Genomic DNA, 20,260 nt, shown 5'->3' on the forward strand with positions numbered 1-20,260 from the left:
GTGAACGTCCGGCCGCCCGGATTTGTTGCTCTTGGTTCGGGCTCGTCGGGTCAGTTCGTGGTCTTCTTGGGTCTCGTGGGTCTCTTGGGTCTCTGGGGTCTTCTTGGGTCTCTTGGGTTCCTGGGTTCTTGGGTTCTTGGGTCAGAGCCAGGCCTTCAACCGGCGCAGGGCCTCCTCGATGTCCTGCGTGGCGCCCGCGAACGACATCCGCACGAAGTGATGCCCGTCCACGGGGTCGAAGTCGATCCCGGGCACGATCGCAACCCCGGTCTCATCGAGCAGCTTCTTGCAGAACCCCATCGAGTCGTCCGTCAGATGCCGCACGTCCGCATACACGTAGAACGCCCCGTCGGCCGGCGCGAGCTTGTCGATGCCGAGGTCCGTGAGCCCTTCGACCAACAGGTCGCGGTTCACCCTGTACCGCTTGAGGTGCTCGGCCGTCTCCGCGTAAGCGTCCTCATGGAAGGCCTCGACCGCCGCGTACTGCGCCAACGCCGGCGGGCACAACGTGAAGTTGCCCGTCAGGCAGTCCACGGCCCGGCGCAACCGCTCCGGCAGCAACATCCACCCGAGCCGCCACCCGGTCATCGCGAATGCCTTGGAGAACGAGTTGACGACGATCGCGTCCCTGGTGGTTTCCCAGGCACACTTCAAAGGCTCGCCATAGCTGATCCCGTGATAGATCTCGTCGCTGATCAGCTGAACCCCGTTGGCCGCGCACCACGCCGCGATCGGCTCGACATCGGCAACGGTCCCGGTCGGGTTGGCCGGGCTGGCCACGATCACGCCCTTGAGCCCGGGATCAAGCATCTCGACCGTCGGCTGGAACCGCGTCTCCGGCCCGCACGGCAACTCGACGACCTCGCACCCCAACGCCTTGAGGATGTTGCGGTAAGCCGGGTATCCCGGCCGAGCCAGGGCCACCCGGTCACCCGCGTCGAAGGCCGCCAGGAACGCGAGCGTGAAGGCCCCAGACGACCCCGTGGTCACCACCACGTCGTCCGCCGACACATCGAGGTCGTACTGCCGCTTGTAGTGCCCGGCGATGGCCTTGCGCAGCTCCGGAATCCCCAGCTGCTCGGTGTAGCCCAGCGCGTGCTCGTCCAGAGCCCGCACGGCGGCCTCCCGCACCGGGCGCGGCGCGGGGCTCGACGGCTGGCCGGCGGCCAGGGAGATCACGTCACCGTGCGTCCGCTGCCTCTGCGCGGCGGCGGACAGCACGTCCATGACGTGGAAGGGCGGGACGTCGGCGCGGGCAGCCACGGTCAGCATGCCGTCAGGCTAACTGGCCACTACCCCGCCTCACCCCTGTCCGTTCGCACCTCACACCCATGTCCGTTCGCGCCTGACCTCTGGCAGGTTCGCGACTCGCACCCCCTGTCCGTTCGCACCGGACCTCTGGCAGGTTCGCGACTCACCTCTGCTCTCGACGCCCCTCGGCGTAGCACCTTCGGTCGCAACCCCCGCGCTTCCGCAATATGCGGGCGCAGATAACAGTGTTTCAGGACATTGACTACCCGTGTGGGTGTGGATAACTGAAATCCGGCATATCTGCGTCACGAGATACCTGACGAAGAAGTGCCGGATTCCGGACAAAGCTCACCCGATCGAGCGGGCTAATACCCTTGGTAACCGCCGCCCTGCGACATCGCCTTCAGGCCTGGGTGGCCTTCGAAGCCGCCGTAGCGCGAGAACGTGTAGCGAACACCGGCGATGATGTTGTCCACCGGATTCCAGATGTCGCCGTGGCCGGGCAGCTTGTGCGCGTTGAACGTCGAGTCGATGCACTGCATGAGGCCCTTGGAGGGCGTTCCCGCCTGGGCGTTGGAATCCCAGAGGTTGATCGCGTGCGGGTTGCCGCTCGACTCCTTCTCGATGATCTTCCAGATCTCGTCGATGTTCTCTTCGGTGACCGGAATGCCGTTGGCCTGGAGGATCTTGATGGCCTCGCGGATCCACTCCTCGACGTTGCCGGGAGGCGGGCTGCCGGAGGGCGGGCCGCCGCTGGAGCCGAGGCCGCCCATACCGCCGCCGCCCTCGCCGCCACCGCCACCACCGGAGGCGCCGCCACCGCCGCCGTTGTTCGACGGCGTCGCGGGCGCGGGTCGCGGGTCCGATGTGGACGAAGCCTTGGTCGAGTCGTCCGGTGGTGGGGTCGGGGCCCATTCGACGGGCTTGCCGGGGGCCGGGGTGAAGGACTGGGTGTTCGGGTCCTCCAGCGACGAGAACTTCGGGTTCAGTGCGCCGGGGCGGGACTTCAGGGTGCCGGCGGCGGCGTTCACCGCGGTTTCTGCTTGGGAGACAATGGACCGGGCATCGCCGGCGGCCTCGGCGCAGTAGCCGCGGATCACGCTGTCGACGTCCTCTTGCGGCTGGTTGTGGAGCTGCTGGCGCGTTTGGCGGGCGCGGCTCAGGAGGTTCTCGCAGATGCGGCTCATCGAGGTCTTCGCGGTTTCCAGCGCGTTCGCCGCCGCCTCCAGGTCGGTCGCGGCGTTGTTCAGCGCTTCGGCCATCGAGGTGCCGCACTTCGTGACGTTGGCCATGTAGGCGACGAAACCGTCGGCGGACCTGCCTTCCCAGGCGCCGTCGAGCTGCGTGACGGATCGCTGCAGGACGTTCGTCTGGTCGCCGCACTTGCCCGCGGCGTGCTTCCAGCGGTTCGCGATGTCGCGCACGGCCTGGGGTTGCGCGGTCTCGATCCTGTCCGCGAGCGCGGCCAGTTCCGCGCCGCCGGGCAGCGCCGCGACCTCGTCCATCGCGCTCATGTCAGACCGCCTTCAAGGAGTTCTTGTTGGCTTCCTCGACGTCCGCGACGTTGGTCTGGATCGCGTCCAGCGCACCCTCTGCCTTGCGCAGCACCTTTTCGGCCGCCTCGAACTCCTGAGTGCCTACCTGGTCCATTGCGGACACCGCAGCGGAGATCGCACCGGACGAGCCGAGTTTCCCGAAAATGTCCGGATTGCCGTACTGACCGGAAAGGCCGTCACCGATCGCGCCGAATTGTCCGGCCTGACTGCTCACGGTCGTTCGGCACTGTTCCATGGCTTCGGTGTTGAACTTCGTCGCAGCCATGCGCGCCCTACCCCCTCAACGTCTGCTCACCGACTTTAGAACGAATCGCGCCGGGCAGTGCGCCGATTCGCTCTTTCGAGACGACGATGCCCGCCCGTCGAGTTCGACGGGCGGGCACGTACGAGCGTTCCGTGATCAGACTTCTTGCAATAGCTCCCAGATCACCCCGGCGAGCCGATGATTGTCGACCGGCGTGATGGTGCACCACTTGCGGCCGTCACTGCTCGGCTTGAGCTGACGGAGATATCGCCCGTTGTGCGTGTCGTGGAAGGAAACGACACGATCCGCACGCCGTCCGTTGCGCTGCACGCCGAACTGCCCCCGCGTGGACATGCCGTCGAGCATGCCCGCGAGCTCCTGCGCGTCACCGAGCCGCATTCCCCGCCGCTCCAGCGAGGTGATCATCGCCTGCGCGTCGAGCCCGACGTTCTTGGCGGCGGCCACCAGCTCGTCGTAGGGCATGCTGGTCGACCGCCCGAACCCGGCGGGCATCTCCCCGGCGACCGACACCGCGGCCTCGGCGAGCGCCGTGCCGCGGGCCTCGATCAACCACATCTCGTCGCGATCCTGCACCGCCAGGATCGCCTCGTCCCCGATTGCCGCCGCGAGTCCACTGATCTGCCGGTCGGCCCAGATCCACAGGTCGATCGACACCTGGTGGTTCGCCAGCAACGCGAACCCGTCGGCGAGCTCGGGCACGACCCGCCCGTTGCGGGCGAGGCCGCGCGCCTCCAGCGACTCCCAGGCCCGCTTCACCACCTCGGACTTCTCGGTGTGGGTGATGGAGGGAATCCGCGTGTCGAGCGCGACGTGCGCGGCCGGGAGGCGTTGCGCCTCCCAGACCACGGCGAACTCCACTGTGGACAGAACCACAGAACCTGGTGAGCTCAAGGGATCTACTTGTCCTTCGGGTCTTCGCCGATGACGGACTGAACCACCATGCGGTCATCACCGAACATCTCGTCGGAGTCGACGCCGTACTTGCGCACGTGCTCGCCGTCCTCCTCGCCCTCACCCCTCGCAGCGCTGGCAGCGGGCGACATGAGCGAACCGGCACCCTTGCCGGCCACACCACCCTTACCGGCGGCCGCAGCGCCGCCGCGATTCGCCTCAGGTCCGACGCCGCTGGCACCACCGGGCGTCATGGCGCCGCCGGGGCCCTTGCCGGCCGCGCCGGTACCGCCGGCACCAGCACCGGCACCACCGGCGCCAGCTCCGCCACCACCGGCCTTGGTGCCGCCGATCGTGCTGGGCGCACCCTTCGGTCCGGTGGGCGCGATCGGCGTCTTGGGCGCCTGGCTCGGACCGCGTCCGCCACCGACGACCTGCGCTCCACGCGCGCCGGCCGTGCCGCCGGCGAGACCGGCGGCCGCGGCTGTCGCGGCGGCGATGCCGATCGACGGAGCGCCGAACGGCTTGGGCAGGCCGGGGCCTGCGGCGAGCGGGTTGGGCGTGCCGGTGCCGGGCATGACGCCGGTGGCGTTGCCGGGCGTGCTCGGGATGGGGGCGCCTGGCACGCCGGGCATGCCGGGGCTGCCGGGCGAGCCGGTGAAGCCGGGGCCACCGCTGACGCCGGGAGGGCCGCCCGTGGGCACGCCGACCTGTGGTCCGACGGGCGTGGCGACAGCGCCACTGGCCACGACGATGTCCGGCGGCGGATTGGGAGCGCGGAAGCCGTCGAGGGAGTTCTGGCTGCCCGAGACGTAGCCGTTCAGGCTGTCGATAGCCTGTTGGCGAGCCTTGTTGGTCGCCTCGACCTCTTTCGCGTGGTCGGTTTCGACGCCGAAGAAGCCTCCGACCTTGTCACCGAAGTTCTTCTCGGTGTCCCCGCGCAGATCCTGCGACGGGGGCGTGCTGTGACGAGCCTGGCTGGTGCTCTCACCCTGTTGGGTTATGGCACTAGAACTTTCATTCGATGCCTGAGTGCTGTCGTCGAGGCCAGCGGCAACGACGTCGGTCTCCTCGTGACTCTTCTGAGCAGCCGCGCCGCCCCACTCGATCTTGAGTTCTCTCAGCTGCGCGCGAATCGTCTGATCGATGCCGTCGATGGTGTTGGCCAACGTTCGCAGCGCCTCGGATGCTTCGCTGAACTGCGTCGCGATCGTGGTGCTTGAGAGCTTCTGGACCTCTTCGGCGAGGTCCTGGTTGGACCAACCGTCGAAGTTCCAGTCATTGAGCTGCCGATAACCCGACATGGCTCCCCCTCACTTCAATGTCTTGAGCGTCGAGAGCGCGAGACCAGCGGCCTTCTCAGCCTTCCCGCACAGCACGGCCTGGTCTTTTTCCTTGGTGGTGGTCGGAATGTAACTGACCATCAACTGCTGACCATCGGCAACGTCAATCGCCACCGAGCAGTCGAACCCAGACCCGCCTTTTAGCTTGATCTCAACTGCGCCGAAGTCGCCAACCTTGATCACTTTCGCGTCAACGTTGCCGCCGCCCTTCAGCCAATAAGAAACGCCGTCGTGGGTCACTGCGCCAACTTGGTAACCGAATCCGCCGTCACTGCCGTAATCACAACTGGGCGACTCTTTGCCCTCCACGAGATCCAGCTGCACAGGATCAGCGGAAACAGCGCTGATTTGCTTCATCTGTTCTGCGGTGAGCAGCTTGCAGGTATCGATCGAGTCCAACTTGAGCGCCTGCGGGCGCTCAGGAACCTTATTCCCGGAATCACTTCCAGAGGAAGTATTTGACTGCGGAGCAGGAGTCGGATTTCCCTTTTCCCCGCCGGTCGTACAAGCCGAGACAACCATCACGGCAAAAACCGCGACAGCGAGCTTGGAGATGCGCATATTCACTCTTTCGCCTTGCTGAACACGGCCTGGACCTCATCCTCGGTGTAACCGTACTGCTGCGCCGAGGACTTCAGCTGTTCAGAGAGACTCCGCAGCTTCTCCATGTACAGGGTGATCCTATTTGCATAAGAGTCGTCGTGGTACACGAGCCTGTCGTTCCACGCATTGACGACGTCTTCGGACACCTTGTCGTCACTGCCTGGGATTCGCAGCTTGGGAACGTTGTCCTTGTACGCCTTCTCCAACAGGTCGAGCTGGTCATGGATGACCTTGCCGGCCTTCAAGACGGTGTCCTTGTCCACGTTGAACTGTTGTGACGACGAGCCGGCGGTCAGCCTGTCCATCATCGACGACGCGGCCTTGAAGGCCATCGCCGCTCCAGCCACCGCACCACCGGCCACCCCCGCGACGGCGCCGAGAACGGCATCCGCCCCCACGTTCTCCTGTGCCACGACGTCCTACCCCCGTACGGTTGGTAACGGTTCGGTCCCGCTTCGCAGGCTACCAACGCCCGCGTAAGACGTACCTGTAGTTGGACGAAGACCACCCCTCGTTGGTTCCAGATCACGCTCAGTGTCGTTCCTGGTGGCGCAACACGCCGATTCCGGTACTTACCGCGACTTGGGAGGAGCACGCAGTCGGCCGCCTGGGGCACAGGTGAACGGTCCGGGACAGCCATACCCGCCGCAACAGCCGTATCTGTTTCGGCAGTATCCGCAACGACCATTCCAGCAACCGCCAAAGAAGAAGCGCGTCGGATTGATCATCACGGCCGTCTTCGCCGCGCTGGTGTTGGTCGAGGCAGGCCGACGGCGGCGTTGAGCAGCGGACGTCCCAGGAGGCGTCAAGTACGGCGGTCTGGCTGTGATCGACGCTTGCACTCTAATGCCAGTGACGCTTCTCGAAGAGGCGTCACTGGAGAAGGTCGGGGGCGCCGACGCCTGCGTCTTCCCGGTCGGCAAGTTCACGCCTGTCGCGCAGAAGGTCGCCGACGAGGTACGCAAGGCGATCGGATAGGGCACAACTAGTCGGGTGAGAACGCGGCGAGCCCAATAGCGTTGGGCACGTGCTGGAACGACTCAACGAGGCCATGGCCCGCATCGAGGACGACCTCGAAGGCGAGGTCGACGTCAAGGTGCTCGCACGGATCGCGGGTACCAGTGAGTACCACCTGCGCCGGATGTTCAGTGCGCTGGCGGGGATTCCGCTCAGCGAGTACGTCCGGCGCAGGCGGCTCACCAAGGCGGCGAACGAGGTCCTCAGTGGACAGAAGTCGCTGCTCGACATCGCCGTCAAGTGGGGCTATGGGTCCAATGAGGCCTTTGCGCGGGCCTTCAAGGCCATGCACAAGATTGGGCCTCAGGAGGCTAGGGCCAGCAAGAAAGCGTTGCAGTCGCAGCAGATTCTCACGTTCAGACTGGTTGTGGAGGGGAGTACGAGCATGGAGTACCGGGTTGTCGAGAAGGACGCGTTCCGGGTTGTCGGACGGGGGACGCGGGTGCCGTTGGTGCACTTGGGGATGAACCCCGCGATCGTCGAGTTCGTGAAGGGCATCGGGATGCCGGTGCTCGACCGGATGAAACAGCTCAGTGACGGGGAACCCGCCGGTATGTTGGCGCTCACCTTCAACCAGGAAGGAGTCGAGGAAGGTGACATGCTCGACTACTTCCAGGGGGTGGTGACGAGCCAGGAGGCGCCGGGGGACATGGAAACCCTTGAGGTGCCGAAGAACACGTGGGCGGTGTTCACGGCTAGTGGGCCTTATCCCGAGACGATTCAGTACATGTGGCGGGACGTCTACACGCAGTGGTTCCCGTCCAACAGCTACGAGAGTGTTGAGGGGCCGTCGATGTTGCGCACGCAGATCGACGGTGATCAGGCCACGGCCGAGTTGTGGATTCCTGTCACCAGCTGAGGACGAGGCGTTCCATCTCGTCTCGTAGTTCCAGAACGGCTAGCCACGCGTCGGGGATCGTTTCTAGTCCGTCGCGGGCGCCGAGGATGTTGCCGCAGATCGAGCCCGTCGAGTCGCTGTCGCCCGAGTGGTTCACCGCGGTTCGGACGGCGTCGGCGAAGTCCGTACCGACGAGGGCGGCGTGCAGGCCTATGGCCAGGGCTTCTTCGCCTACCCAGCCGCCGCCGAGTTCGGACTCGATCTCCTCCGGGGTCAACGGGCCCAGGCTCATCACCTTGTCCAGCAACGAGGTCTGTTCCTCGTGGCCTTCCCAGCGGACCAGTTCGGCGCGTGCCACGGCTACCGCCGAGATCAGGTCCGATCCTGCCAGGAGGGCTTGGACGATCACTGCCAAAGCGCCTGCGGACAGGTAGCCGCTCGGGTGGTGGTGCGTCATGCGGGCGGTGTCCGCGGCCAGCGAGAAGACCTCGCGGACGTCTGGTGACCAGACTGCGACGGGGGCGGCGCGCATTACTCCGCCGCAGCCCTTCGAGTTGTTCTTCTCGTTGTGCTTCAACGCGGTGATGCACGTGTGGCCCGGCGCCCGCCTTGAGTGCAGGCGCTGGTCCGCCATCAGCCAGCCGTCGTTGGCGACCGGCGGGCCGCCCTGCGTGTGCAGCCAGCGCCCGTAGGCGGCCCGCACGGTCAGCCTCGGGTCGACGCCGTGTTGCCGGGCCAGCAGGAGGCCTTCGAGGGTGAAGAGCACCATCTGGGTGTCGTCGGTGATCTCCAGCGACGGCAGGTCGACGACACCCGACGGGCCGTGGAGGTGGCGGATCGTGTCGATCGACGAGAACTCGATCGGCGCGCCCAGGCCATCTCCCACGGCCCCGCCCAACACACACCCGAGAAGGGTCACGGCAGGGTGATCTTCCCGTCGATGGCCTTCGACGCGATGTCGGAACGGTGGTGCGAGCCGGTGAGGTGGATGTCCGCGATGCGCTTGTAGGCGCGTTCGCGGGCCTTCGCCAGCGACTTGCCGGTGCCCACGACGGACAGCACGCGGCCGCCCGCGGAGACCACGGCGCCGTCCTCACGGCGGCGCGTGCCGGCGTGCAGGACGCCGTCGGCCTCGGAGCCGGTGATCACGTCGCCGGTGCGCGGGCGGTTCGGGTAGCCCTCGGCCGCGACCACGACGGTCACGGCGTAGCCGTTCTCCCACTCCAAGGCGGGCAAAGAAGCAAGTTCCCCCGAAGCCGCCGCCAGGAACAGGGCCGAGATCGGCGACTTCAGCAGCGCGAGCACCGACTGCGTCTCCGGGTCGCCGAAGCGGCAGTTGAACTCGATCACCTGCACGCCGGACGACGTCAGCGCCAGGCCCGCGTAGAGCAGGCCGACGAACGGCGTCTCGCGAGCGCGCAGCTCGTCGACCACGGGCTGCACGCACCGCGACACGATCTCGGACACCAGACCCTCCGGCGCCCACGGCAGGGGTGCGTAGGCACCCATGCCGCCGGTGTTCGGGCCGGCGTCGCCGTCGCCCACGCGCTTGAAGTCCTGCGCCGGGATCAGCGGCACCACGGTCTCGCCGTCGGTGACGCAGAACAGCGACACCTCCGGACCGTCCAGGAACGACTCCAGCAGCACCGGGTGGCCGCCGTCGAGCAACGTCATGGCGTGCGCACGGGCCGCGGCCAGGTCGGCGGTGACGACGACGCCCTTGCCGGCGGCGAGACCGTCGTCCTTCACGACCCACGTCGGCCCGAAACGCCCGAGAGCGGCGTCCAGGCGGGCCGGGTTGTCCACGACCTCGCTGTGCGCGGTCGGCACCCCCGCCGCGTTCATGACGTCCTTCGCGAACGCCTTCGAACCCTCGATCCGGGCGGCGGCCTTCGAGGGACCGAAACACGGGATGCCGAGGGCGCGGACCGCGTCAGCGGCCCCGACCACCAGAGGTTGTTCGGGGCCGATGACGACTAGATCGGCCTTCCACTCCTTCGCGAGGCCGGCGACGGCCGAGGCATCGGCGACGTCGACGCCGTAGATCTCGGCGTGCCCGCCTATGCCTGCGTTGCCCGGCGCGCACGCCAAAGCAGTCAGCTGCGGGTCGCGCGACAACGCGAGGACAAGGGCATGCTCACGGGCTCCAGACCCGATGACCAGGACGCGCACGAGGGCCCAGCGTAGTTCAGCCGAGCGCCTGCTTCGCCCCAGGGTGCAGCGGGACGGGGTCGGAGGCCGCGGCCTTGTCCTTCGAGATGTCCTTCACGGCCGGGTGGACCTTCTCCAGGTCAGCCTTCTTGTCGAAGATCAGCTTGGTGACGGCGCACGCGTTGTTGGCCGCGAAGTCCTCACGGACGAGCAGCAGGTTCGGCACCACGATCGTGGAAACCTCGGCTACCCCGTAGGTCGCCGCCGGGATCGGCGCGGTGTCGTACACCGCGCTGATCTTCTTCATCTCCGGCAGCAGCGGGGCGAGGTCGATGAACTTCACCTTGTCCCTGAGGGACGTCGTGATGTCCGTGATCTGCGGCGTCGGCAACCCGCCCGACCAGACCAGGCCGTCGATGCTGCCGTCCTTCATGCCGTCCGCGGTCTTGGTCAGGTCGAGCCGCTGCGCCTGGACGTCCGAGTCGATGTTGAGACCCGCGGACTTCAGCAGCCGTCCGGCGATCACCTCGGTGCCGGACTTCGGCGAGCCGGTCGAGATCCGCTTGCCCTTCATGTCCGCGATCGAGTTGATCCCGGAGTCCGCCCGGACGAGCACCTGCGTGTAGTTCGGGTAGATCCGCGTCAGCGCCGCGATCTTCTCCTTCTTGCCGTTGAACGCCCCGGTGCCGTTGACGGCGTCCGCGGCGGTGTCGGCCAGCGAGAACGCGATGTCGTAGGTGCCGGCGACGAGCTGCTGGATGTTCTGCACCGACGCGCCGGTCTCGGCGGACGACGCCTTGAGCTTCGAGTTGTCGGAGATCAGCTTCGCGAGACCGCCGCCGACCACGAAGTACACGCCACCGGAGTTGCCGGTCGCGATCGTGATCCGGCCGTCGGACGCCTCGCAGGACGCACCGCCACCCGAAGCGTCCGGAGTGGTGGGTGTGCGTTTGCCGCCACACCCGGAAACCACGAGCGCCAAAGCGATCGCACCGATCGCGTACTTACGCAGCATCACGAACCCTCCCACGGGTCACCAGGTGTACCGCCACGGCCACCACGAGGAATCCGGCCCCGATGGCGATCGTCAACGGCTGCAGATAGAGCAGGAACAACGCGGCCGGCACGCACAGAATCCGTTCCGGCCAGCGCGCGGGACCGAACAACCAGCCGCCCGTCAGCACGGCGAGAGCGGCCACCCCCAGCGCGGACGCTCCGAACGCCCACACCGAGTCCAGCAACGGCCCGCGCAGCAGCAAGGAAGCACCGGCGTCGGTCAGTACGAACGCCAGCGGCACGAGGAACGCGGGCAGCGTGTACTTCCACGTCTGCCACATCGTCTTCATCACGTCGCCACCGGTCAGCGCCGCGGCAGCCACGGCAGCGAGCGCGGTCGGCGGTGTCACTTCGGACAGCACCGCGTAGTAGAAGATGAACATCGCGGTCTCGGCCGGCTCGACACCCAGGGTGATCAACGCCGGTCCGATGACGACCCACGAGATGATGAACGACGCCGTCACCGGCACGGCCAGCCCGAGCACCGACACCGCCACGGCCGCGAGCACCGCCGTGAGCATCAGCACCACGACGGGCTCGGAGGTCAGCAGCGAAGCGAGGTCCACCAACGACCCCGCAAGCGCTTGCCCCAGCCCGGTCTTGGTGATCGTCGAGGTCACCACACCGGCCGCCGCACACACCGCGATCACCGGGAACGCCGAGCGCACGCCGATGGACAGCGCGTCGGCGATCAACCGCAGCCAGTCACGCCGGTGGTTGATCAACGCGAACAACGCGGCCACACCCGTCGCGTACACGACGGCCTTGTAGACCGGGATGTCCAGCGCGAGGAACACGATGATGATCCCGAGCGACAGGAAGTGGTACCAGCCGAGCTTGAGCACGTCCCAGAAGCGGGGCGCGTCCACGTCGACCGGCCGGGCACCGAACCGCCGCGCGTCGGCCTCGACGGCCAGCGCGATGCCCAGGTAGTAGAGCAGCGTCGGGATGATCGCCCAGATCAGCACCTCCAGGTACGAGACCTGCAGGTACTCGGCGATGATGAACGCCGCCGCGCCCAGCGTGGGCGGCGACAGGATCGCGCCGATACCGGACGCCGCGAGCAGTCCGCCCGCGTTCTCCTTGGGATACCCGGCCTTCTGCAGCATCGGCCACGTCACGGCACCCAGCGACACCGTGGTCGCCGTACCGGAACCCGACACCGTGCCCAGCAGGAAGCCCGCGGTCGCCGCGGTGCGTCCAGGAGCGGTCCGCGACTTGCGGAAAGCGGCGAAGCTGATGTCCACGAAGAACTTGCCCGCGCCGGAAGCGTTCAGCACGGCGCCGTAGATCGTGAACAGCACGATGTAGGTCGCCGCGACGTCCAGCGGCGTGCCGTAGAACCCGCTGGCGTCGTTGAAGAAGCCGTTGATGATCTGCGGGAAGTCGACACCGGAGTGCGAGATCGACCAGGCCGGCGGCAGGAACCCGCCGTAGTAGGCGTAGGCGATGAACGCGAGGCACACCACCGGAAGCACCCAGCCGGTCGTGCGCCGGCACGCCTCCAGGATCAGCACCAGCAGCACCGAGCCCGCGACGACGTCGAGCGTCGAGAGCTGGCCCTGCCTGTTCAGGAACTCGTCGAAGCCCCCGAACAGCGGATAGGCGCCGACCACGAACGCCAGCGCGGCCAGCACCCAGTCCCACCAGGGCGGCGTGTGCCCGCGGCCGTACGCGAGGAACACCAGCGGCAGCGTCACCGCCAGGAACATGATCAGGTAGTACTGGCTTCCCTTGGCGAACGGGAAGAAGACCTGCTTGAGCACCAGGAGGGCGATCAGCAGGCCGGCGATCCACAGCGCCCGCTCCCACCTGGGTGAGAGCGAACGCGACGGCATCTCCTCGTCGTGCTCCGCGACGATGCGGGCGAGGTCCGGGTTGGCCACGGACCGACCGTACTGTGGGGGCGATCACAGCGGCAGACGATCAATCCAAAGGAACTGCAAAGAGTTCACACGATGGCACTGTCCACATAGCACCAGCGCCAGTCCTCGCCCGGCTCGAACGAGCGCATGACCGGATGCTGGGACGCTCCGAAGTGCGCGGTCGCGTGCCTGTGGGGACTCGAGTCGCAGCACGCCACGTGCCCGCAGGACAGGCACATCCGCAGGTGGGCCCAGTTGCGCTCACCCAGAGCGAGGCAGTCGACACAGCCCTCGGCCGACTCCGGCGCCACCGACCGGGGCAGCGCTCCTACGTGCGAACAGGTCATGGCTTCCACCATTACGCAGAATGAGCGGCATGTTCGGGCCTGAGCTTCTGCTGCTGCTCCTCGGGGCGTTGATCGTCACGGCCGTCGCACGCCGGTTGAACTGGTCGGCGCCGCTGGTCCTGGTGGCCGTCGGCCTGATCGTCTCGTTCATCCCCGGCGTGCCGGAGTTCGAGCTCGATCCGCACCTGATCCTGCTGGTCGTCCTGCCGCCGCTGCTCTACAGCGCGGCGCTGGACAGCTCGTACCTCAACATCCGCGCGAACCTGCGGCCGATCGGGTTCCTCGCGGTGGGGCTCGTCCTGTTCACGACGTTCGTGGTGGGCGTGACGGCGAAGCTGGTCTTCCCGGACCTGCCGTTCGCCGCCGCGCTCGTGCTGGGCGCGGTCGTGGCGCCGCCGGACGCCGTGGCGGCCGTCGCCATCGGCCGCAAGCTCGGGTTGCAGCGCCGCGCGATGACGTTGCTGGTCGGCGAGAGCCTGATCAACGACGCGACGGCGCTGACGGCGTTCAAGGTCGCGGTGGCGGCCGCGGCGGGCGCGGCGATGCATCCGCTCGACGGGGTGTGGATGTTCGTGAAGGTGACGATCGGCGGCATCGCGATCGGCCTGGTCGTCGGGGTCGTCGTCCGCTTCCTGCGCAAGCGGCTCTGCGAAGGCGTGCTGGAGAGCGCGCTCGGCCTGCTCGTGCCGTTCGGTGCCTATCTGCTCGCGGAAGAGGGCTTCCACGTCTCCGGCGTGCTCGCGGTCGTCGTCGCCGGCCTGTACATCGGCCACAACGCCCCGCGCGGCAGCTACCGGACCCGCCTGCAGGACGGGGCGGTGTGGCGGTCGGTGGACGCGCTGATGGAGTCGTTCGTGTTCGCGCTCATCGGGCTGCAGGTGTCGTCGATCATCAGAAACGTCGAGCTCGGCGCGGGCCTGCTGCTCGGCGCGGGCGCGGTGCTGCTGGCCACGATCCTCGCCCGGTTCGTGTGGATGTACCCGGCCTCCTACCTGCCGGTGTTCCTCAACAAACGCATCAGGGAACGCGAGGGCGTGCCGCACCTGGGCCAGGTGACGGTGATCGCGTGGGCCGGCATGCGGGGCGTGGTGACGCTGGCGGCGGCGGCCGCGATCCCGACCGATGTGCCGGGACGTGACGTCATCCTGTTCTGCGCGTTCACGGTCACGGTCGCGACGCTGCTGCTGCAGGGCACGACGTTGCCGTGGCTGATCAACAAGATCGGCTTCGAGGGCGACGACGCCCGCACGGACGCGCTGGCCGAGGCGCAGGTGCAGCACCGGGCCGCGCAGGCCGCGGTGACGCGGCTCGACCAGGAGACCGAGGGCGTCCCCGACCACGTCCGCGACCAGCTCCGATCGCTCGCCGAGCACCGGGGCAACGCCGCGTGGGAACGCCTCGGGCGGCAGGAGGAGGAGAGCCCGGCGGCCGCGTACCGCAGGCTGCGCCGGGTCATGCTGAGCGCCGAACGTGACGAGTTCGTCAGGGCCAGGGACAAGGGCGAGATCGACGACGAGGTGCTCTTCCGCGTGCTGCGTGAGCTGGACTTGGAGGAAGCCGCACTGTCCCGTGAGTAACCGTTCACCTGCTTTTCGTGTTGCGATGCTTGAGTGCGCTCTCAACACAACGGGAGGTCGAACGATGTATCGGAGAGGTCTAGCCGCCGTAGTCCTCGTGTTCGCGGGTGCGGTGGTGGCGTCCCTGCCCTCCGCCTCGGCACATGACGACAAGGGTCCGATCGTCATCGGGCACCGCGGCGCTTCGGCGTACCGGCCCGAGCACACGCTCGCGGCGTACGAACTCGCCGCGCGCATGGGTGCCGACTTCATCGAGCCGGACCTGGTGCCCACCAAGGACGGCAAGCTGGTCGCCCGGCACGAGAACGAGATCGGCGGCACGACCGACGTCTCGGCCAGGCCGCAGTTCGCCGACCGCAGGAAGACCAAGACCATCGACGGCGTCGCCGTCACCGGCTGGTTCACCGAGGACTTCACGCTCGCCGAGCTGAAGACGTTGCGCGCCAAGGAACGCATCCCGGCGATCCGCCCGCACAACACGCTCTACGACGGCCGCTTCGAGGTGCCGACGCTGCAGGAGGTCATCGACCTGTCCAAGCGTCTGTCCCGCGAGCTGCGTCGCGAGATCGGCATCTACCCGGAGACCAAGCACCCGACGTACTTCCGGTCGATCGGTCTCGCGCTGGAGCCGAAACTCGTCGACGTCCTCAACCGCAACGGCCTGAACCGCCGCGGCGCCAAGGTCTACGTGCAGTCGTTCGAGGTCGCGAACCTCAAGGAGCTCAACAGGTCGCTGCGCGTGCCGATCGTGCAGCTGGTCAACGGTTCCGGCGCGCCGTACGACTTCGTCGTGGCCGGTGACAAGCGCACCTACGCCGATCTGGTCACCCCTGCGGGTCTGCGCGAGGTCCGTTCCTACGCGGACGGTGTCGGCCTCACCAAGGACATCATCATCCCGCGTGACGCCGACGGTTTCCTCAAGGCGCCGACGACCGTCGTGAAGGACGCCCACAGGGCCGGTCTGATCGTGCACTCGTGGACGTTCCGCAACGAGAACACGTTCCTGCCCGCGGACTTCCGATCCTCGACCGACCCGGCCGCGTACGGCCGGGCCTTCGAGGAGTACGACCTGTTCTTCAAACAGGGCATCGACGGCGTGTTCGCGGACAACCCCGACACGGCCGTGGAAGCCAAGGTCAAGCGCTAGCAAGTGCGAGCGTGCGGTCCCCGTCGAGCAATGCTTCAACAGGGGCCGCACGCCCTCGCAGCTGCTGTCAGCCGAGCACGTCGTGGCGCACGATCGTCTGGTCGCGGCCGGGGCCGACGCCGATCGCCGAGACGCGGGCTCCGATGATGCTCTCCAGGTACTCGACGTAGGACTTGGCGTTCGCCGGCAGCTCGTCGAACGAACGGCAGTGCGAGATGTCCTCGAACCAGCCCGGCAGCTCCTCGTAGACCGGAACGGCGTGGTGCACGTCGGTCTGCGTCATCGGCATCTCGTCGACCCTGCGACCGTCCACTTCGTACGCGACGCAGACCGGCACCTTCTCGAGGCCGGACAGCACGTCGAGCTTGGTGAGGAAGTAGTCGGTGATGCCGTTGACGCGGCTCGCGTAGCGGGCGATCACGGCGTCGAACCAGCCGGTGCGCCGCGAACGTCCGGTGGTGACACCGAACTCGCCGCCCTGCTTGCGCAGGTACTCGCCCTGGTCGTCGTTGAGCTCGGTCGGGAACGGACCGGAGCCGACACGGGTCGTGTACGCCTTCAGGATGCCGATCACGGTGCTGATGCGGGTCGGGCCGACACCGGAACCGACGGTCGCGCCACCCGACGTCGGGTTCGACGACGTGACGAACGGGTAGGTGCCGTGGTCGACGTCGAGCAGGGTGCCCTGCGAGCCCTCCAGCACGACGATCTCGTCGCGGTCCAGCGCCTGGTTGAGCAGCAGGCGGGTGTCGGCGATGCGGTGCACGAAGTGCTGACCGTGCTCCAGCACCTGGTCGACGACCTGCTCGGGGTCGAGCGCCTTGCGGTTGTAGACCTTGACCAGCACCTGGTTCTTGAAGTCCAGGGCGGCCTCGACCTTCTGCCGGAGGATCTTCTCGTCCAGCAGGTCCTGCACGCGGACGCCGACGCGGGCCAGCTTGTCCTGGTAGGCCGGGCCGATGCCGCGCCCGGTTGTACCGATCTTCGCCTTGCCCAGGTAGCGCTCGGTCACCTTGTCGATGGCCACGTGGTACGGCATGATCAAGTGCGCGTCCGACGAGATCAGCAGACCGCTGGTGTCGACGCCCTTCTCCTCCAGGCCCGCGAGCTCCGTGAGCAGCACGCCGGGGTCGACCACGACACCGTTGCCGATCACGTTCTTCACGCCGGGCGTGAGGATGCCGGACGGGATGAGGTGCAGGGCGAACTTCTGGCCGTCCGGGAGGACGACGGTGTGTCCCGCGTTGTTGCCGCCCTGGTAACGAACGATCCACTGGACACGCTCACCGAGGATGTCGGTGGCCTTGCCCTTGCCCTCATCGCCCCACTGGGCACCGATCAGCACGACGGCCGGCATGTGAAACTCCAAGCACTTGGACTGGTTCGAGCGAATGCCGGTAAGTGAGGGTAGACCAGGAGATGACCGTGCGCGGAATCGTGTTGGCCTGCGGAAACGCGCAGTTGCCAATGATCGCTCAACGTGACGACGTCCACGTCGTCCCGGAGAGGCCCGGCAAGGACCACGTAGATCCACATCTGGACGCCGGACGGCTGGTCGTGGCGGGCACCGACGCCGACCTCGCGGCGGTGGCACTGCGGTTGCTGCGCAAGGAAAAGCTGGGTTCGGTGGCACTGGGTTACGTACCCCTCGCCGACTCGTCCGTGGCCGCGCTCTGGGGGCTTTCGACCGACCCCGCGCGGGCCCTCGACATCGCCCTCAACGGTGACGTAGATCCCGTTCCGTTCGTCCGCGACGACGTCGGCGGAGTGCTGATGGGTCTCGGCGTGTTGGCACCCGTTCGTGGCGTCGGTTACAGCGACGCGGACAACGTGCTGCGCGGCCAGGCCTCGCGGATCGAGTGCACACCGGACCCGGACGGCGGCCTCGGCCTGCAGATCCGGATCGTCAACAAGCGCCTCTTCGGCTCCAAGGTCCGGGTGAGCCGCCCGCGCGCGTTCCAGCTCGGCTGCCTGCCCACGACGGCCGTCCTGGACGGCCACAAGCACCCACGCCCGGTCGACAAGTGGACCTGGTACCGCCACACCGAGGACTTGAGGCTCGTACGAGGCCTCTAGTCATGTGCCTGTCATTCACTTGAGTGTCACTCGAAGGCATTGCCTAATTTCATAATGTGACTGAGGGTAGGTCCCGATCACTTCCAACAAGGAAGGTCGGGACGATGTCAAAAGTTAACCGAACCATCGGTGTTCTAGTTGCCGCGGCAGCTCTCACCTTTGGTTTTGTTTCCCCTGCACTCGCGACACCGCAGAACATCCCCACCGCAACGGTGGCCAAGTCCGAATTGGCCGGTCTCACCGTGCGCGCGGACGGCTCGATGACGGGATATTCGCGCGACAAGTTCCCCCACTGGATCACCAAGGAAGGCACCTGCAACACCCGTGAGTTCGTGCTCAAGCGCGACGGCACGAACGTCGTGACCGACTCCAGCTGCGCCGCGAAGTCGGGCCGCTGGTTCTCGCCGTACGACGGCGCGACGTGGACCGCGGCCTCCGACGTGGACATCGATCACATCGTCCCCCTGGCGGCCGCCTGGCGGTCCGGAGCGTCGTCCTGGACCACGACCCGGCGCCAGGAGTTCGCGAACGACACCGACTACCCGCAACTGATCGCGGTGACCGACAACGTGAACCAGTCCAAGGGCGACCAGACCCCGGCCACCTGGAAGCCGCCGGTGACGTCCTACTGGTGCACCTACGCCAAGATGTGGGTACACGTGAAGGCGAAGTACCGCCTCAGCGTGAACTCGGCGGAGAAGACTGAATTGACGAGCATGCTCGGAAGGTGCTGATGACCCCACTCTCCTCGCTTTTCGTAGCAGGCCCAGGCGGCGTGATGACCGACGAGGTCGGCGTCGTCACGGGCGACCTGGAACTGTGCACGGAACTCTCCGACGACGGAAAGCTCCGCGCGTTGGTCCGTTACGAAGGCGCGGAAGAGTGGTACGCGATCACGGGCGGTGCGTGCGTTCTGACGGATCCTCGCGATCACGAACAGGTGCACTCTCTTCTGCACGGGCTTTTGCATCGGCCGGAGGGCTGAGAGGCGGCAACGCCTCCATCGACTCACTCCGGCTCAGCCCCGTGGCCTGCAGCAGGTCCACCGCGACACTGCGGATCTGCGCCAACACGACCTTGGACGAGAACCCGTCCCCACCGAGACGCCGCGCGGTGAGCACCCGCGCGGCGTCCCGCACGGCCTCCCGAGTGAGCTTCGGCTCCTTGTTCTTCTCCAACTCGCCCTTCAGACAGTCCACGGCGTCCGCATAGTGCTTGAGCACGTCCGGCACCCCGTCCGGAATCCGCTCGTCGGCCTTCAACGCCGCCATGATCCGCCGAGCCAGCACCCGAGTGTTCCGAATCGCGTAGTCCACCGGCCCCGCAGCCGTCTGATACCGCTTGAGCTCGTCCTTGGCCCGCCACCGAATCGGCGCGATCTTCGCGATCTCACTACCGGTCAGCAACGCCGTTTTGTAGTCGTCAATGGTGGTCTGGCTGGTCCGCAACTCGGCGAGCACCCCAGCAGCCTTGACCGAATCCTTCTCGTCAAGCGCACCAGCAAGGTCCCGCAACGCCCCGCCAAGGGTGTTCGTGAGCACCTTCAACTGCCGCTGCGCCACCGTCACAGGATTGGCCGGAATAAGCGCAGCCACCGCCAACCCGACCAGACCACCAGTCAACGCGTCGATCATCCGATCGAGCCCACCACCGGCACTGGGCGGCAACAACGTGGCGACAAGCACAGCAGACGACCCGGCCTGCAACGCAATGACAGACCCGCCGTCCAGCAACACGGCAGCAGACATCGCCAACGCCACAACCAGCGCGATCTGCCAGGGCCCACTACCGATCCAGCTGATCAGCGCGTCCCCGACCCCAACCCCAACCGAAACACCAACGACAAGCTCACCAACCCGCCGCAACCGCTGCCCCAGCGAAACCCCAAGACAGACAACAGCGGCAATCGGCGCAAAGAACGGATGCGCGTGCCCGATGACCACCGTCGCAACGAACCAGGCAAGGCCAGCGGACAGAGCACACTGGACGATCGGCAACGCGGCCCCACGCCACCGCCCAACCCCACGCCCAACCGCGTCCCGAACCGCGCCCACCACTCACCACCCCTAGCCGCCACCATGCCCGCCCAGTCTCATCGCCCGCGAAGCCGTAGGCGAGCCGTAGGCGAGCCGTAGGCGAGCCGTCCTTCCATACGGGCCAGGCGGTGGGGTCCCATCACGAGTCGCGCCATAGCTCTTGCTGCACCTGAGGGGTGAGGTCAAGTCGACACGCTTTTCGTCGACTTGACCTCACCCCTCAGGTGTGGCCCGCTCTTGG

General features: G+C 67.0%; 20 protein-coding genes. 6 read left to right on the top strand and 14 right to left on the bottom strand.

Features of this window, described 5'->3' with window-relative positions; genetic code table 11:
• Positions 1 to 141 precede the first annotated feature (141 nt).
• From BLR21_RS26255 to BLR21_RS26285, 7 genes are all read right to left on the bottom strand, one after another.
• Entirely contained in the window at positions 142 to 1,272 is a 1,131-nt protein-coding gene (locus BLR21_RS26255) for a pyridoxal phosphate-dependent aminotransferase (protein WP_090009327.1), read from the bottom strand.
• Between the two features lie 344 nt (positions 1,273 to 1,616).
• Positions 1,617 to 2,765 carry a transglycosylase SLT domain-containing protein gene (locus BLR21_RS26260; protein ID WP_090009330.1) on the bottom strand — a complete coding sequence of 383 codons (1,149 nt, stop codon included), beginning with the start codon at positions 2,763 to 2,765 and terminating at the stop codon, positions 1,617 to 1,619.
• A gap of 1 nt (position 2,766) precedes the next feature.
• Entirely contained in the window at positions 2,767 to 3,072 is a 306-nt protein-coding gene (locus BLR21_RS26265) for a hypothetical protein (protein ID WP_090009332.1), read from the bottom strand.
• A 135-nt stretch (positions 3,073 to 3,207) separates the two neighbouring features.
• Positions 3,208 to 3,930 (bottom strand): ESX secretion-associated protein EspG, encoded by a 723-nt coding sequence (locus tag BLR21_RS26270; protein ID WP_256334936.1) that lies wholly within the window; start codon positions 3,928 to 3,930, stop codon positions 3,208 to 3,210.
• Positions 3,931 to 3,968: 38 nt separating this feature from the next.
• On the bottom strand, positions 3,969 to 5,267 hold the full coding sequence (locus tag BLR21_RS44445) for a WXG100 family type VII secretion target (RefSeq protein ID WP_090009335.1): 1,299 nt from the start codon (positions 5,265 to 5,267) through the stop codon (positions 3,969 to 3,971).
• Positions 5,268 to 5,276: 9 nt separating this feature from the next.
• The gene (locus tag BLR21_RS26280) at positions 5,277 to 5,867 is read right to left on the bottom strand and encodes a DUF3558 domain-containing protein (RefSeq protein ID WP_143027881.1); all 591 of its coding nucleotides are present in this window, start codon (positions 5,865 to 5,867) and stop codon (positions 5,277 to 5,279) included.
• Positions 5,868 to 5,869: 2 nt separating this feature from the next.
• A complete protein-coding gene (locus tag BLR21_RS26285; protein WP_090009341.1) occupies positions 5,870 to 6,322 on the bottom strand; it encodes a hypothetical protein in 453 nt (150 codons plus the stop codon).
• Positions 6,323 to 6,761: 439 nt separating this feature from the next.
• Between BLR21_RS26285 and BLR21_RS44000 the strand changes: the two genes are divergently transcribed.
• Positions 6,762 to 6,887: a hypothetical protein gene (locus BLR21_RS44000; protein WP_256334939.1), complete on the top strand. Its 126-nt coding sequence runs from the start codon at positions 6,762 to 6,764 to the stop codon at positions 6,885 to 6,887.
• 73 nt (positions 6,888 to 6,960) lie between these two features.
• The gene (locus BLR21_RS26290) at positions 6,961 to 7,785 is read left to right on the top strand and encodes an AraC family transcriptional regulator (protein ID WP_256334940.1); all 825 of its coding nucleotides are present in this window, start codon (positions 6,961 to 6,963) and stop codon (positions 7,783 to 7,785) included.
• Here the strand turns inward: BLR21_RS26290 and BLR21_RS26295 are convergent.
• The 5 genes from BLR21_RS26295 to BLR21_RS26315 form a co-directional block, all read right to left on the bottom strand.
• Positions 7,775 to 8,683, bottom strand: a complete 909-nt coding sequence (locus BLR21_RS26295) for an ADP-ribosylglycohydrolase family protein (protein WP_090009347.1) — start codon at positions 8,681 to 8,683, stop codon at positions 7,775 to 7,777. The genes BLR21_RS26290 and BLR21_RS26295 overlap by 11 nt on opposite strands.
• A complete protein-coding gene (purD, locus tag BLR21_RS26300; protein WP_090009350.1) occupies positions 8,680 to 9,936 on the bottom strand; it encodes a phosphoribosylamine--glycine ligase in 1,257 nt (418 codons plus the stop codon). The genes BLR21_RS26295 and purD overlap by 4 nt, the downstream gene beginning before the upstream one ends.
• A gap of 16 nt (positions 9,937 to 9,952) precedes the next feature.
• Positions 9,953 to 10,930, bottom strand: coding sequence for a TAXI family TRAP transporter solute-binding subunit (locus BLR21_RS26305; RefSeq protein ID WP_090009438.1), 978 nt, complete (start codon positions 10,928 to 10,930; stop codon positions 9,953 to 9,955).
• Positions 10,920 to 12,809, bottom strand: coding sequence for a TRAP transporter permease (locus BLR21_RS26310; RefSeq protein WP_090009441.1), 1,890 nt, complete (start codon positions 12,807 to 12,809; stop codon positions 10,920 to 10,922). The genes BLR21_RS26305 and BLR21_RS26310 overlap by 11 nt, the downstream gene beginning before the upstream one ends.
• Before the next feature lie 113 nt (positions 12,810 to 12,922).
• Positions 12,923 to 13,183: a UBP-type zinc finger domain-containing protein gene (locus BLR21_RS26315; protein ID WP_090009444.1), complete on the bottom strand. Its 261-nt coding sequence runs from the start codon at positions 13,181 to 13,183 to the stop codon at positions 12,923 to 12,925.
• 20 nt (positions 13,184 to 13,203) lie between these two features.
• On the opposite strand from BLR21_RS26315, the gene BLR21_RS26320 reads away from it, so the two are divergent.
• On the top strand, positions 13,204 to 14,760 hold the full coding sequence (locus BLR21_RS26320) for a Na+/H+ antiporter (protein ID WP_090009353.1): 1,557 nt from the start codon (positions 13,204 to 13,206) through the stop codon (positions 14,758 to 14,760).
• A gap of 64 nt (positions 14,761 to 14,824) precedes the next feature.
• Positions 14,825 to 15,907, top strand: a complete 1,083-nt coding sequence (locus BLR21_RS26325) for a glycerophosphodiester phosphodiesterase (RefSeq protein ID WP_090009357.1) — start codon at positions 14,825 to 14,827, stop codon at positions 15,905 to 15,907.
• A gap of 67 nt (positions 15,908 to 15,974) precedes the next feature.
• Here BLR21_RS26325 and BLR21_RS26330 read toward each other — a convergent pair whose 3' ends face one another.
• Positions 15,975 to 17,264 carry an adenylosuccinate synthase gene (locus BLR21_RS26330; protein ID WP_090009360.1) on the bottom strand — a complete coding sequence of 430 codons (1,290 nt, stop codon included), beginning with the start codon at positions 17,262 to 17,264 and terminating at the stop codon, positions 15,975 to 15,977.
• Positions 17,265 to 17,374: 110 nt separating this feature from the next.
• On the opposite strand from BLR21_RS26330, the gene BLR21_RS26335 reads away from it, so the two are divergent.
• Together BLR21_RS26335 and BLR21_RS26340 are read left to right on the top strand one after the other, a co-directional pair.
• Positions 17,375 to 17,983 (top strand): hypothetical protein, encoded by a 609-nt coding sequence (locus BLR21_RS26335; protein ID WP_090009447.1) that lies wholly within the window; start codon positions 17,375 to 17,377, stop codon positions 17,981 to 17,983.
• Positions 17,984 to 18,087: 104 nt separating this feature from the next.
• The gene (locus BLR21_RS26340) at positions 18,088 to 18,717 is read left to right on the top strand and encodes an HNH endonuclease family protein (RefSeq protein WP_090009363.1); all 630 of its coding nucleotides are present in this window, start codon (positions 18,088 to 18,090) and stop codon (positions 18,715 to 18,717) included.
• Between the two features lie 159 nt (positions 18,718 to 18,876).
• Here BLR21_RS26340 and BLR21_RS26350 read toward each other — a convergent pair whose 3' ends face one another.
• Entirely contained in the window at positions 18,877 to 19,980 is a 1,104-nt protein-coding gene (locus tag BLR21_RS26350) for an FUSC family protein (RefSeq protein WP_256334941.1), read from the bottom strand.
• Positions 19,981 to 20,260 lie beyond the last annotated feature (280 nt).

Origin of the sequence: Lentzea albidocapillata subsp. violacea (genome assembly GCF_900100275.1) — a bacterium.
In the GTDB taxonomy this organism is placed as follows: Bacteria; Actinomycetota; Actinomycetes; order Mycobacteriales; family Pseudonocardiaceae; genus Lentzea; species Lentzea violacea.

What these genes read in the sequence shown, in the direction of transcription:
- BLR21_RS26260 (WP_090009330.1), bottom strand. Translation starts at nt 2,765, where the DNA reads ATGAGCGCGATGGACGAGGTCGCGGCGCTGCCCGGCGGCGCGGAACTG.
- BLR21_RS26315 (WP_090009444.1), bottom strand. Translation starts at nt 13,183, where the DNA reads ATGACCTGTTCGCACGTAGGAGCGCTGCCCCGGTCGGTGGCGCCGGAG.
- BLR21_RS26330 (WP_090009360.1), bottom strand. Translation starts at nt 17,264, where the DNA reads ATGCCGGCCGTCGTGCTGATCGGTGCCCAGTGGGGCGATGAGGGCAAG.
- BLR21_RS26305 (WP_090009438.1), bottom strand. Translation starts at nt 10,930, where the DNA reads ATGCTGCGTAAGTACGCGATCGGTGCGATCGCTTTGGCGCTCGTGGTT.
- BLR21_RS26340 (WP_090009363.1), top strand. Translation starts at nt 18,088, where the DNA reads ATGTCAAAAGTTAACCGAACCATCGGTGTTCTAGTTGCCGCGGCAGCT.
- BLR21_RS44445 (WP_090009335.1), bottom strand. Translation starts at nt 5,267, where the DNA reads ATGTCGGGTTATCGGCAGCTCAATGACTGGAACTTCGACGGTTGGTCC.
- BLR21_RS26280 (WP_143027881.1), bottom strand. Translation starts at nt 5,867, where the DNA reads ATGCGCATCTCCAAGCTCGCTGTCGCGGTTTTTGCCGTGATGGTTGTC.
- BLR21_RS26255 (WP_090009327.1), bottom strand. Translation starts at nt 1,272, where the DNA reads ATGCTGACCGTGGCTGCCCGCGCCGACGTCCCGCCCTTCCACGTCATG.
- BLR21_RS26335 (WP_090009447.1), top strand. Translation starts at nt 17,375, where the DNA reads ATGATCGCTCAACGTGACGACGTCCACGTCGTCCCGGAGAGGCCCGGC.
- BLR21_RS26310 (WP_090009441.1), bottom strand. Translation starts at nt 12,809, where the DNA reads ATGCCGTCGCGTTCGCTCTCACCCAGGTGGGAGCGGGCGCTGTGGATC.
- BLR21_RS26325 (WP_090009357.1), top strand. Translation starts at nt 14,825, where the DNA reads ATGTATCGGAGAGGTCTAGCCGCCGTAGTCCTCGTGTTCGCGGGTGCG.
- BLR21_RS26290 (WP_256334940.1), top strand. Translation starts at nt 6,961, where the DNA reads ATGGCCCGCATCGAGGACGACCTCGAAGGCGAGGTCGACGTCAAGGTG.
- BLR21_RS26265 (WP_090009332.1), bottom strand. Translation starts at nt 3,072, where the DNA reads ATGGCTGCGACGAAGTTCAACACCGAAGCCATGGAACAGTGCCGAACG.
- BLR21_RS26320 (WP_090009353.1), top strand. Translation starts at nt 13,204, where the DNA reads ATGAGCGGCATGTTCGGGCCTGAGCTTCTGCTGCTGCTCCTCGGGGCG.